This is a genomic window from Bradyrhizobium lablabi (assembly GCF_018131005.1).
Classification (GTDB): Bacteria; Pseudomonadota; Alphaproteobacteria; order Rhizobiales; family Xanthobacteraceae; genus Bradyrhizobium; species Bradyrhizobium lablabi_D.
Map to the genome: position 1 here is coordinate 638,969 of NZ_JAFCJK010000003.1, position 13,078 is coordinate 652,046.

The window sequence follows — 13,078 nt, forward strand, 5'->3', positions numbered from 1 at the left end:
CGCTGGATGCAAGTCACCCCGCCGGAACCATCACGACGCCCTTGTCCTTTGGCCAGCGCACCCGCCAGGCAAAGTTGACATCGCGGACCTCGCCCGCCTTGGCCTCGAACGCCCATTCGAGCACGCCGCGCTTGTCGCGGAGGTTGGTGGTGGTCGCAGGCGTCGACGCTGGCAGCATCTCGACCACGATGTCTTCGTTCTCGCTGACCGGCAATTGATCCTGGATCGCAACCTTGATCGGGAAATCATGCCCGTTTCGCACCGTGGTCCTGAATGCGCGCTCGTCGGTCTTCGACGTCGTCACGATCAGGCCGGCGGAGCCTTCGTTGCGCTTCACCACCGTGCGTTCGATCTTGACCTTGTCGTCCGCGCCAAAGCCGAGCCGAACGATTTCGTCCTTGGCGGTAGCGGCCAGCTTGCCACGGCCCACGAACATGCCGTCGCGATAGATTGACACCTGCCCCGGCAGCAGCGGCGCATCCTCGCCCTGCACGAAGCTCGCTTCGAGGAATGCGGTGGAATCGATCACCGGCACCGCGCGGACCGCGAGATCGGGCACGATGGTCGCGGTCGAGATGCGCAGGCTCTTGGCACCCTCCTTGGCGGCGACGCTGATACGGCCGGGAATCCGGAAAGTCGCCTGGAAGGCACCGAGCTCGGCGAGCGCCTCTCGCTCGTCTGCGCGCTTGGCAAAATTCTCGACAGGCTCGGACGCCGGCGCAGCAGTCAGCGCGGACCTGTCCGACATCTTGCCCGCGGCCATCGGACGCAGCGCCTGCGGATACTGCACGATCAGCGAAGAAAGGTCCGGCGCATTGCCGCCGCGCGCGACGCGGACAGTGGAGACCCCGAGCGCCACGTTCGACCAGTCCTCGCCGGTCGATTGCGTGATCTCGGCGCGGCGCACCAGCTCGATCGCGGGCTTCCGGTCCTTCGCGCCGGTGTCGAGACGCGCGTCGTAGAGCGGCGTCCAGCGCGCGTTGCGTACCGCATAGGTTATGCGCAGCGTCGCTTTTGTCGGGGCAGCCGAAGCGACTTCGATTCGCACTTCAAGCTTGCTCGGCGGCTTGGCGGCGCGATCGGCTTCGAGCCGGGCGATCTCGCGATCGATCTCGCGCTGCTTGCGCCCGGCGTCACGGATCGCGCTGTTGGCGGTCGCGACCTCGTCCGCAACCGCGGAGAACGCGGCACGCCATTCGCTCACCGGACGCGCCTCGCCCTTCTCGCCGAGGCCGACTGGCGAAGCCTCGGCGAAGCGTTCGGCGAATTTCTTCCGTGCCTCGGCGGCAGTGATGATCCCCTGCAGATCGGCGCGCTCGTCCTTCAACGTCTCGATGCGCTTGTCGATCTCGGGCAGGCTCGCCGGCGCGACCTGCCGCGGCGGCCGCGCATCGATCGCGCCGATCGTCAGCCTCGTGCCGGCCTCGCCTTCCACCCGCAACGAGGATGGATCGAGCGAGAGCGGGAAGTCCTTCACCACCAGCGTATTGTCGCCGGGGGGCACATCGAGCGTAATGACGCGGGTGACGCTTGCGCCATCGGGATAGACGGTGACCGCGTCGACATTGGAGGCCGCGTCGAGATCGGCCGCGCGAAGCGGACCGACGGACAGCACCGTCACCAGTACGAGGCTGGTCGTGACAAGACAGTTCGCAATCAATCGCATGATATCTCTCCTGCAAATCATCACGCCACGCGAAATCATCGATGTGCTCCGCTCGGGCGCGCACCCCTCGTGCTTGGACGCGGCAGGAAGGCAACCGGTTCGATTGAGGCTTCCGCGCGGCGTGGCGGTGGCGCCGGCGCGGCGGCGACGTGGCGGGACGGCGTCCATCGCCGTCATTGCGAGCGCAGCGAAGCAATCCATCTCTCGGCGCAAGCGGAGCTGTCTATGGATTGCTTCGCTTCGCTCGCAATGACGATTGAGAGACTGTCACAAAAAAGCACGGCGCCCTGAGACGCCGTGCTGACACTTCCCTTGAATCAGCCGAGCCGATGACTCAGCTATAGATCTCGAAGAGTCCCGCGCCGCCCTGGCCGCCGCCGATGCACATCGTCACGACGCCCCATTTGGCCTTGCGGCGACGGCCTTCCTGCAGCAGGTGGCCGGTGAGACGGGCACCGGTCATGCCGAAGGGATGGCCGATCGCGATCGAGCCGCCATTGACGTTGTACTTCTCGGGATCGATGCCGAGCTTGTCGCGTGAATAGAGGCACTGGCTGGCGAACGCCTCGTTGAGTTCCCAGAGATCGATGTCGTCGATCTTCAAGCCGTGGCGCTTCAAGAGCTTCGGCACGGCGTAGATCGGGCCGATGCCCATCTCGTCCGGCTCGCAGCCGGCCGAAGCCCAAGCAACGAAGCGGCCCATCGGGTTGAGCCCTCGCTTCTCGGCATCCTTGGCCTCCATCAGCACCACGGCGGCGGCGCCGTCGGAGAGCTGGCTGGCATTGCCCGCCGTGATGTACTTGCCGGGGCCCCTCACGGGCTCGAGCTTGGCGAGGCCTTCGAGCGTCGTCTCGGGACGGTTGCACTCGTCGCGGTCGACGACGTAGTCGACGATCGACTCGGCCTTGGTCGCCTTGTCGACCACCTTCATCTTGGTCTTCATCGGGACGATCTCGTCCTTGAACTTGTTGGCCTGCTGCGCTGCCGCCATGCGACGTTGCGACTCCAGCGAATATTCGTCCTGGTATTCGCGGCTGAGCTTGTAGCGCTCCGCGACGATGTCGGCGGTGTCGATCATCGCCATGAAGATGTCGGGCGCGGTCTTCAGCAGGTCCGGATCAATCGATTCCTTCGGCGAGCCGCCGCCGGGGATCGAGATGCTCTCGACGCCGCCGGCGACGATGCAATCGGCGCCGTCCGATCGGATCGAGTTGGCGGCCATCGCGATGGTCTGCAGGCCCGATGAGCAGAAGCGGTTCACCGACACGCCGGCGGTCGATTTCGGCAAGCCGGCGAGCAGCGCCGCCTGGCGGCCGATGTTCGGTGCGCCATGCGCGCAATTGCCGAGATAGCAATCCTCGACATAGTCCTTGTCGACACCGGCGCGATCGACCGCATGCTTGATCGCGTGGGCGGCGAGCGTCATCGGCGGGGTGATGTTGAATCCGCCACGGGCGGACTTCGCCAGGCCCGTGCGCGCATAGGAAACGATTACGGCTTCACGCATTGTTTTCTCCCTTTGAGATCGCCGATTGTGGCGCGTCTTGACCCATTGGTACACATATTTTCGGCGCCGCGACAGCGATACCAGAGGCCACCCGACCACAAACGCCGTCTCCGCGGCCGGAGACGGCGCTTGGTTCCGCAGATCGGAATATTGGCGTGCTTGAGAGCTGTTACTGATTCAATCAGAACCGATAAGGTTCTAAAACGACAGCGCCTTGGCCTGCTTCACCTGCGGCAGCGCCTGCACCTTGGCAAGCACATCCGCTGGCACCGCGCCGTCAACCTCGACCAGCGCGATGGCGTCGCCGCCCTGCTTGACGCGACCGAGATGGAAGGTTGCGATGTTGATCCTGGCGTCGCCGAGCAGGCTCGCGAACGAGCCGATGAAGCCGGGCTTGTCCTCGTTGGTCACGTAGATCATCGACTTGCCGAACTCGGCATCGACGCGGATGCCCTTGATGTCGACGAGGCGCGGCTTGCCGTCGGCATAGACCGTACCCGACACCGAACGCTCCTGCCGCTCGGTGGTGACGGTGACCGAGATGAGGCTTTCATAATCGCTCTGCGCGGCGCGGACGATTTCGTCCACCACCATGCCGCGTTCCTTGGCAACCACAGGCGCCGAAACCACGTTGACATCGCCCAGCATCGGCCGCAGCAGGCCGGTCAGCACCGCCGAGGTGATCGCCTTGATCTTCATCTCGGCAACGTGCCCCTCATAGATGATCTGGGTCTTGATGATGCCTGTCTCGGTGAGCTGGCCGGCGAACGAGCCGAGCTTTTCGGCGAGCTCGATGAACGGCTTCAGCTTCGGCGCCTCTTCCGCAGTGATCGAGGGGAAGTTCACCGCATTCGAGATCGCGCCCGACAGCAGATAGTCCGACATCTGTTCGGCGACCTGCAGCGCCACGTTCTCCTGCGCTTCAGTGGTGGAGGCGCCGAGATGCGGCGTGCAAATCACGTTGGGATGGCCGAACAGCACGTTCGAGGTCGCGGGTTCCTCGGAGAACACGTCGAAGGCGGCGCCCGCGACGTGCTTTGAATTGAGCGCGTCGACCAGCGCCTGCTCGTCGACGAGCCCGCCGCGGGCGCAATTGATGAGACGCACGCCCTTCTTCATCTTGGCGATCGCCGCCGCGTCGATCAGGTTCCTGGTCTTCTCGGTCAGCGGCGTGTGCAGCGTGATGAAGTCGGCTCGCTTGAAGAGTTCGTCGAGATCGACCTTCTCGACGCCGATGTCCTTTGCGCGCTCCGGCGACAGGAAGGGGTCATAGGCGATCACCTTCATGCGCAGGCCGAGCGCGCGGTCGGCGACGATCGACCCGATATTGCCGCAGCCGACCACGCCCAGCGTCTTGGCGGTGATCTCGACGCCCATGAAGCGGTTCTTCTCCCACTTGCCGGCCTGGGTCGAGGCGTCGGCCTGCGGAATCTCGCGCGCCAGTGCCAGCATCAGCGTGACCGCATGTTCGGCGGTCGTGATCGAATTGCCGAACGGCGTGTTCATCACGATGATGCCCTTGGCGGTGGCGGCCGGAATCTCGACATTGTCGACGCCGATGCCGGCGCGGCCGATCACCTTCAGCTTCTTGGCCTTGTCGAGGATCTTCGCCGTCGCCTTGGTAGCCGAGCGGATCGCGAGGCCGTCGTAATTGCCGATGATCTCGGCGAGCTTCTCCTTGTCCTTGCCAAGGTTGGGCTGGAAATCGACCTCGATGCCGCGATCCTTGAAGATCTGCACGGCGGCGGGAGACAGCGCGTCGGAAATGAGGACTTTGGGCTTGGTCATCGGATCGTTCCTTCGCCTCCCCTTCAGGAAGGCTCGGCCCGCGGGCCGGAATGGGTGAAAAGCTCGGAGCTATTTCTTCTCCCTCTCCCCGCTCTTGCGGGGAGAGGGTTGGGGTGAGGGGCAGCCACAAGCACGAGTGCAAGCGGTGATAGGCCTCTCGCCCGGCGCTATGCGCAGACTCTCCCCATGAGAACGGAGAGAGGTGAAAGTCAGCATCACGCTGCCTTCGGCAACGCGGCCTTGGTCTCGGCGAAGGCCCAGTCGATCCACCTGGTCAGCAGTTCGACATCCCTGGCTTCGACGGTAGCGCCGCACCAGACCCGCAGGCCCGCCGGCGCGTCGCGGTAATGCGCGAAATCGAAGCCGGCGCCTTCCTTCTCGACCAGTGCAACCAGCTTCTTGCAGAAGTCGGCCTGCGCGTCCGCCGAGAGCGAGGTGATCGCGGGATCGGTGATCTTGAGGCACACCGAAGTGTTGGAGCGGATCGCGGCATCCTTGGCGAGGAAATCGATCCACGGCGTCTTCGCCTTCCAATCGGCGAGCACCTTGGTGCTGGCATCGGCGCGCGCGATCAGCGCCTTCAACCCGCCGATCGACTTCGCCCAGTTCAGCGCGTCGAGATAGTCCTCGACGCACAGCATCGACGGCGTGTTGATGGTCTCGCCCTCGAAGATACCCTGGTTGAGCTTGCCGCCCTTGGTGAGGCGGAAGATTTTCGGCAGCGGCCACGCCGGCTTGTACGTCTCCAGCCGCTCGACCGCACGCGGCGAGAGGATCAGCATGCCATGCGCAGCCTCGCCGCCGAGCGCCTTCTGCCAGGAGAAGGTGACGACGTCGAGTTTTGCGAAGTCGAGCGGCTGCGCGAAAGCGGCCGACGTCGCATCGCAAATCGTGAGGCCTTCGCGGGTGGCGCTGATCCAGTCAGCGTTTGGCACGCGAACGCCCGATGTGGTGCCGTTCCAGGTGAAGACGACGTCGGATTTCGGATCGACCTTGGAGAGATCGGGGATTTCACCATAGCCCGCGTTGAGCTTGGTGACGTCCTTCAGCCTGAGTTCCTTGACGATGTCGCTGACCCAGCCTTCACCGAAGGATTCCCAGGCGAGCGTGGTGACGGGGCGCGCGCCAAGCAGCGACCACAGCGCCATTTCGACCGCGCCGGTGTCGGACGCGGGAACGATGCCGATCTTGTAATCGGCAGGGACTTCAAGCACTTCGCGCGTCAGTTCGATCGCGAGCTTGAGCTTGGCCTTGCCGGCCTTCGCGCGATGCGAGCGGCCGAGAGCGGCATCCTTGAGATTTTCGGGGTTCCAGCCGGGGCGCTTGGCACAGGGGCCGGAGGAGAAATGCGGCACGTTGGGCCGCGAAGCGGGCTTCGCTGCAGTCATGATCTACCCTTCCAGATAGCTGCCTCTCGGTGGGGAGAGGTATCCCGCCGCGGGAGATAGTGGAAAGGTCGCCAAACGTCAAGAAACTTCGGGCATATCAGGTCCTGCGTCGGAAGCACGGCTGATCGACGGGGAATCGTCGACCTGTTGCACCGTTGTCTCCTGATCAAGCAGTTCCGCCGCGTCGGTCACGAGCTTGACCGCCTTGCGCCGGCTCGAGATTTTCAGAACGCTCTTGTCGTCGACCTGCACAATGTATTCGTTGCCAATCCGGACGATCGTATAATTTGTCATCTGAAATCCCCAAGCTGCCGCCGCGCCCGATGGGAGACGCTGACATAGCGCACTCGTTCCTCTCGGTAAAATTACGGAGGCGGGCTTAGTTTATCGCACCTTAACCGAATAGAAGAGCGAGGACCCACCGGCGGCATAGGTGACAACTGATACGCATCTCAAAAGCGAATTGTCATGCCGACATGGCTGCGCGCAAATCCAAGCCGTTCATAGAATCGCTGCGCGTCGACGCGCGTGTGATGCGTCAGCAGTTCCACCAGCGTGCAGCCTTTCGCGCGTGCCTCCGCAATCGCCCATCGCACGAGCTGTTCGCCGATGCCGCGGCTGCGGCAATGCTTTGCGACGCGAACATCCTCGATCAGGCCGCGCGAGGCACCCTGCGAAGAGAGGCCCGGCATAATGCAAAGCTGCAGGCAGCCGACAACCGTCCCCGCGCCATCGGTGGCGACGACGAGCTGCAAGTTCGGATCACGATCGACCCGCTCGAAGGCCTGATAATAGCTTTGCGGCAGCGGATCCCCGATCCGCTCGCGCGCGCTGCCGAGCGGATCATCCGCGAGCATGCCGACGATGAAAGGGACATCATCGCGGCGGGCGCGGCGGATGCTGATGGATGTGGCTGCGGTCATGTTCGGTCCGGTCAGAATGCGACGTTTCCAGCGAAGAAGAAGCTGGTTCGCGTCAGGAAGGCGCATCAGGACAAGGTCGAGGGCCCGGCTCCGATTCAATCAGAATCGATGGATCTAACGTGCCGGCGGCAGGCCGAGCACACGTTCGGCGTCGCCGATCCAGCGGCTGATCACAGGATAGCGGTCGAGATCGAAACCGCCCTGATGTGCGCAGCGCGTATAGGCGAGCAGCGATACATCGGCAAGCGAGAACGCGGCGCCGGCAAGAAACCGCGTGCCGCCAAGATGCCGCTCGAGTTGATCGAGCGCCACATAGCCGCGCTTCACCAGGTTCGGATCGAGCTCCGCAACGGCCTTGCCCAGATACACGACATGAAAGCGGCAGACAGCCACATAGGGTTCATGCGAGTTCTGCTCCCAGAACATCCATGCATCCATCTGCGCCGCGCGATAGGGTTCGACCGGGATGAGGTCGCTGCCGCGCGCAAGATAGCGAATGATCGCATTGGACTGCGCCAGCGTGCGGCCGTCGTCCAATTCGACGGTCGGCACCTGTCCCCAGCCGTTCAGCTTCTGGAATTCGGGCGTCCGGCTGCCGCCCTTCATGGTGTCGATCTCGATCCATGCATAGGGCAGCGCGAGCTTGTCGCACACCCATTTCACCTTCAGGCAATTGCCCGAATTGCTGTCGCCATGGATTTTCATCGATTGCGCTCCGCTTGCGGAGCGCGCATCCGACCAGCCGCGCTATGTGCTGTCAAGCCGCGCGGCTGTCGTTCAGAACTTGTAGCCGAGGCCCGCGCGCACCGTGTTGATGCTGGTATCGACGCTGGAGGTAAAGCGAACGTATTCCCATTCGGCACGCGCGAAGAGGCCGCCCACCAGGTTCACGTCGAAACCGAGACCGCCGCTATAGCCGTAGACCAGGTGATTATGCACGGCGTCCGTCGCGTTCAGTATCGCCGGCGCCGAGAATGGGCCGAATATGGTGGTGCTCACCGAGTCGTGGACGGTGACGGAGCGCGAGATATCGGCATTGCCGAGCGCGACGCCGCCGAAGATATAGGGCAGGAAGCAACCCCAGGTCCATCCGGCGCGACCGCGGAAGGTGGCCATATCCGAGATCCTGATCGCGGCCGAAGAATCGACGCGTACGTCGTGGAACAGACCATCCGACAACGCGGTGCCGCTGACGAGCTCCTTGCTCGCGACCGAGGCGCCGCCGAAATTACCGTGGACGTAGCTCGCTTCCACGCCGACCACGACGTCATCCCATTGCCAGTTGTAGCCGGCAAAGGCGCCGTACGCCGAAGACCGCTCGGATACCTTTCCGAGGCCGAGATTCCAATTTGCGACATCCATCTGCTGGATCACGTTGTGATCGAGCAGGCCCGCGAGCAGGGTGGCGTTGCTGCCGCTGAAGCTCTCGTCGGATGATCCGTAGCCACCCTGGCCGCCGACATAGAAGCCCTGCCAGTTGGGAATCGACCTCGGCACCTCGGTGAAGCCGCCGCGCAGAACGGGCATATCGGCGGCGCGCGCGCCGCTCACCGCGCCCAACATTATTACCGCCAGCAAGATCCTACGCATTGCAAACGCTCCCTCGAACCCCCGATTTGCGCGTTGATCATCGCCTGTTAACCTTAACCAATCGTTGTCTCGGCGCATTTTTGTCATGCGCTCGTTGCAGAGCGCGCCAGGCACGCGGCAAAGCAAACGGCGCGGGATGATCCCGCGCCGGCTGCAACTGTTAACCGATGATGCTCGGCGTTAACCCTTGCGAATGAGCGGAGCCGGCGGCATGTAGGGCTCCGGGCTGTCGAGATACCAGCGCACGCCGAGCTTGAAGTCGTGCGAGGTCAGGTGATTGAAGGTGGTCGGATTGACGACGGAGTTGAGGCCGTCAAAGGTCCTGAGATCGCCGGTCAGACCATCGCCCATGTCGAGATAGCGATATGCGAGCTCGACCGTGAAGTTTGGCGAGACCCTGTAAGCAAGGCCGGCGTGCACCGCCCAGGCGAAGTTCCACCTGGAGACGCTGTCGCCAAAGGCAAGACCCGGCAGCGCGCCGGTTCCGATGTTGGTGATGCCGGTATCGGTGAAGCCGTTGATCGAAACCCGCGCGCCACCGACGCCGGCACCGACGAACGGAGTCAGGCCCCACCAGGTGCCGAGATCGGCATAGATGTTGCCGAGAACCACCCACTCGTTCTTGGTCGCGTGATAGGTGTCTGCGCCGACGCCACCCGGAAAGGTAATCTGGTCGGTGCCGTAGAACTGGGAATTGCCGCGATACTCACCGGTCACGTCAGCGCGAAACCAGTTGTTGAATTGATAACCCACGCCGAGGCCGAAGATGCCGGCGGTGTTGAAACTGAGGTTCTGGATCGACGACGTGGTGGTGACATCCAGTGCATTGCTCAGGTGGTCGACGCGCTGGTTCGAAAATCCGATGTCGCCGCGCAGATACCAGCCGCCGAAGTCGTCAACGATCGGGGGCGCGTACGCCGGCGGAGGCGCGATCGGCATGTCGGCGGCGAACGCCACCGAGGACATCAGGGATGCCGCGGCGGCGACGAGGGACTTAACGTTACGCATTGGGTTCGTCCTTTTGACCGGTGAGGCGAACGCAAAAGCCCCACATCTGAAACTCAAAACGGACGATGCCAGCAAATGTTTAAGCCGCACTTAACCCTAATTTTTAAGGTTGATTTTCTCTCACTCGCGTTCGCCCATTTCTCTACTTCGCGCCGCAAGCGATGCATCTGCGACACAACGAAATGGCCAGCATGTCACAGATGCTAACGATGCGTTGACGCAGGACGCGTCGCCACGTGCGCAAGACGGCATCCGTTAGAAGAAGCTTAACGAGCGGCGGCAGTGCGCGGCCTTCGATGCACGACCGTCAATGGGCGTCCTTGGGCATTTTCGGCAGCAACACCGCGAGCAGCCCGATCGCCGGAAGGAAGGCGCAGAGATGGTAGACGAAGGCGATTGAGGTGTGGTCGGCGAGCTTGCCGAGCACGGCAGCGCCGAGTCCGCCGATGCCGAAGGCGACGCCAAAGAACACACCCGAGATCATGCCGAAGCGATGCGGCATCAGTTCCTGCGCGAACACGATGATCGACGGCGTCGCCGACGAGATGATCAGGCCGATGAAGACTGTCAGCACGGCGCTTGCGAACAGGCCGGCATAGGGCAGCACCAGCGTGAATGGCAGCGCGCCGAGGATCGAGAACCAGATCACATATTTGCGGCCAAAACGGTCGCCGAGTGGACCGCCGAAAAACGCACCGGCCGCGTTAGCGGCAAGGAAGATGAAGAGATAGAGCTGCGCCGCCTGCGTCGAGACGCCGAACCTGTCGATCAGATAGAAGATGTAGTAGCTCGACAGGCTCGAGACGTAGAGCTGCTTGGAAAACAGGAGCGCGACCAGCACGACGAGCGCGATCTTCACCCGCCTCCGGTCCGGATGGTCGGGATGCTGCGCGATCCGGGCTCCCTTCTTCGGCGCGATCTGCGGCCTGTACCAGATGCCGATGCGCCACAGGATCACGATCGCCAGGAAGGCGATCGAGGAAAACCACGCGATCGACGGCTGGCCGAACGGCACTACGATCAGCGCCGCGAGTACCGGCCCCATCGAGGTGCCGAAGCTGCCGCCGAGTTGGAACACCGATTGCGCGAAGCCATAGCGCCCGCCAGAGGCAAGCCGCGCGATCCGCGCCGATTCCGGGTGAAACACCGCGGATCCGAGGCCGACCAACGACGCCGCGATCAGGATGATTCCGTAGCTGTGCGCGGCGCTGAGCAGCAAGAGGCCGAAGAAAGTGAAACCCATGCCGATCGCAAGCGAGAACGGCTGCGCCTTCTTGTCGGTAAAATGTCCGACCACCGGCTGCAGCAGCGAGGCCGTGAACTGGAACGCCAGCGTGATCAGGCCGATCTGCGCAAAGTCGAGCGCGTAGTTGTCCTTCAGGATCGGATAGACCGACGCGATCAGCGACTGCATTGTGTCGTTGAGGAAGTGCGAGAAGCTGATGCCGACAAGCACGACATAGGCCGGCCCCGCCGCGGCGGACCTTGCGGCCAGCGCGGGCGTCAACTCGGGGACCAGCACCGGCTCACCCAGTGCCTCTTCGCTCACGACGGGCTTGTTCAAGGAATATTCCGAAACGGTTTGATCAATATCTTTGTGTCGTACGACGCGGAAGCGGCTCAGACCAGCCCGATTAGGTGATGGCAGCGATGCGGCGGACGGGCGCCCGTCTTCTCTCTCTCTCCCGCTCTGGAGGGTTGGCGCAGAGTGTTCTTCCGCAAAGACGGTGGTGGGAGTTCGCGGAGACTCCCCCTCAGGGATTCAAGCTTCGCCAGAATTCCGGCCTCCCCACCGGAGGGGCACGGCAGCAGCCGAACTCGCTCGTCGATTCAGCACATGATCAAGCGTTATGCCGCGGCCTGACCGAGCGCGTTGACGATGTTGTCGACGACGTCCTCGACCAGAATGCGATCGTCGCCTTCGCCCATCACGCGGATCACGGGCTCGGTGCCGGAGGCGCGGATCAGCAGGCGGCCATGGCCGTTGAGGCGCTTCTCGCCATCAACGATCGCGGACTTCACCTCGGCGTCGTCAAGCGGCTTGCCGCTGCGATAGCGCACGTTCTTCAGGATCTGCGGCAGCGGATCGAAACGGCGGCAGACTTCCGACACCGGGCGGCGAAGCTTCTGCACCACCGCGAGCACTTGCAGCGCAGCGACGAAGCCGTCGCCGGTCGTCGCGTAATCCGACAAAATGATGTGGCCCGACGGCTCGCCGCCGAGATTGTAGCCGCCGTTCAGCATCCGCTCGAGTACATAGCGGTCGCCGACCGCCGTGCGCTCCATCTGCAGGCCGATGCCGTCAAGGAAGCGCTCGAGCCCGAGATTGGACATCACGGTGGTGACGATGCCGGGCCTCGCCAGCCTGCCCTCTTCCTTCCAGCTTTGCGCGATGACAGCGAGAAGCTGGTCGCCGTCCACCAAATGGCCGCGCTCGTCGACCAGGATCACGCGATCGGCGTCGCCATCGAGCGCGACGCCGATGTCGGCGCGCATCTCGCGCACCTTCCTGGCGAGGGCCTCCGGTGAGGTCGAGCCGCATTCCTTGTTGATGTTGAAGCCGTCGGGCTCGACGCCGATCGGCACGACGTCGGCGCCAAGCTCCCACAGCGCTTCCGGCACCACCTTGTAGGCGGCGCCGTGGGCGCAGTCGACCACCACGCGCAGGCCATCGAGGCTGAGGTCGCGCGGCAGCGTGCGCTTGGCGAATTCGATATAGCGGTCGTGGACGCCGTCGATGCGGCGGGCGCGGCCGAGGCTCGCGCTCTGCGCCAGGCGGCGGTCGAGCGATTCGTCGAGCAACTGCTCGATCTGCCTCTCGACATCGTCGGAGAGCTTGAAGCCCTGCGGCCCGAACAGCTTGATGCCGTTATCCTCGAACAGATTATGCGACGCCGAGATCATGACGCCGAGGTCGGCGCGCATCGACTTGGTGAGCATCGCAACCGCCGGCGTCGGCATCGGCCCGAGCAGCAGCACGTCCATGCCGACCGACGTGAAGCCGGCAACCATGGCGTACTCGATCATGTAGCCGGACAACCGCGTGTCCTTGCCGATGACGACGCGATGGCGATGATCGCCGCGCTGAAAAACCAGGCCTGCCGCCTGTCCGACCTTGAGCGCAAGCTCAGGCGTGATCAGTCCATTGGCGCGGCCCCTAATCCCGTCCGTCCCAAAATATTTGCGGCTCATATCACCCCCAAGCAGC

11 protein-coding genes are annotated in these 13,078 nt (G+C 63.5%); all 11 read right to left on the minus strand.

Features of this window, described 5'->3' with window-relative positions; all coding sequences use genetic code 11:
• Positions 1-13: 13 nt before the first annotated feature.
• The 11 genes from JQ553_RS12955 to glmM all read right to left on the minus strand — a co-directional run bounded on the left by JQ553_RS12955 (position 14) and on the right by glmM (position 13,062).
• Positions 14-1,666: a mucoidy inhibitor MuiA family protein gene (locus JQ553_RS12955; protein ID WP_212500318.1), complete on the minus strand. Its 1,653-nt coding sequence runs from the start codon at positions 1,664-1,666 to the stop codon at positions 14-16.
• A 334-nt stretch (positions 1,667-2,000) separates the two neighbouring features.
• Positions 2,001-3,173 (minus strand): acetyl-CoA C-acyltransferase, encoded by a 1,173-nt coding sequence (locus JQ553_RS12960; protein WP_212500319.1) that lies wholly within the window; start codon positions 3,171-3,173, stop codon positions 2,001-2,003.
• Positions 3,174-3,371: 198 nt separating this feature from the next.
• A complete protein-coding gene (gene serA, locus JQ553_RS12965) occupies positions 3,372-4,961 on the minus strand; it encodes a phosphoglycerate dehydrogenase (protein ID WP_212500320.1) in 1,590 nt (529 codons plus the stop codon).
• Positions 4,962-5,176: 215 nt separating this feature from the next.
• Complete coding sequence (locus JQ553_RS12970; RefSeq protein ID WP_212500321.1) at positions 5,177-6,349, minus strand: phosphoserine transaminase; 1,173 nt, start codon at positions 6,347-6,349, stop codon at positions 5,177-5,179.
• Positions 6,350-6,427: 78 nt separating this feature from the next.
• Positions 6,428-6,643: a hypothetical protein gene (locus JQ553_RS12975; protein WP_212500322.1), complete on the minus strand. Its 216-nt coding sequence runs from the start codon at positions 6,641-6,643 to the stop codon at positions 6,428-6,430.
• 158 nt (positions 6,644-6,801) lie between these two features.
• Positions 6,802-7,272, minus strand: coding sequence for a GNAT family N-acetyltransferase (locus JQ553_RS12980; protein WP_212500323.1), 471 nt, complete (start codon positions 7,270-7,272; stop codon positions 6,802-6,804).
• Positions 7,273-7,386: 114 nt separating this feature from the next.
• The gene (locus JQ553_RS12985) at positions 7,387-7,977 is read right to left on the minus strand and encodes a glutathione S-transferase family protein (protein ID WP_212500324.1); all 591 of its coding nucleotides are present in this window, start codon (positions 7,975-7,977) and stop codon (positions 7,387-7,389) included.
• Positions 7,978-8,049: 72 nt separating this feature from the next.
• Positions 8,050-8,862 (minus strand): outer membrane protein, encoded by an 813-nt coding sequence (locus tag JQ553_RS12990; RefSeq protein ID WP_212500325.1) that lies wholly within the window; start codon positions 8,860-8,862, stop codon positions 8,050-8,052.
• Positions 8,863-9,042: 180 nt separating this feature from the next.
• Positions 9,043-9,870 (minus strand): outer membrane protein, encoded by an 828-nt coding sequence (locus JQ553_RS12995; RefSeq protein WP_212500326.1) that lies wholly within the window; start codon positions 9,868-9,870, stop codon positions 9,043-9,045.
• 307 nt (positions 9,871-10,177) lie between these two features.
• Positions 10,178-11,434 carry an MFS transporter gene (locus JQ553_RS13000; protein WP_212500327.1) on the minus strand — a complete coding sequence of 419 codons (1,257 nt, stop codon included), beginning with the start codon at positions 11,432-11,434 and terminating at the stop codon, positions 10,178-10,180.
• 284 nt (positions 11,435-11,718) lie between these two features.
• Complete coding sequence (gene glmM / locus JQ553_RS13005) at positions 11,719-13,062, minus strand: phosphoglucosamine mutase (protein ID WP_212500328.1); 1,344 nt, start codon at positions 13,060-13,062, stop codon at positions 11,719-11,721.
• Positions 13,063-13,078: the final 16 nt, after the last annotated feature.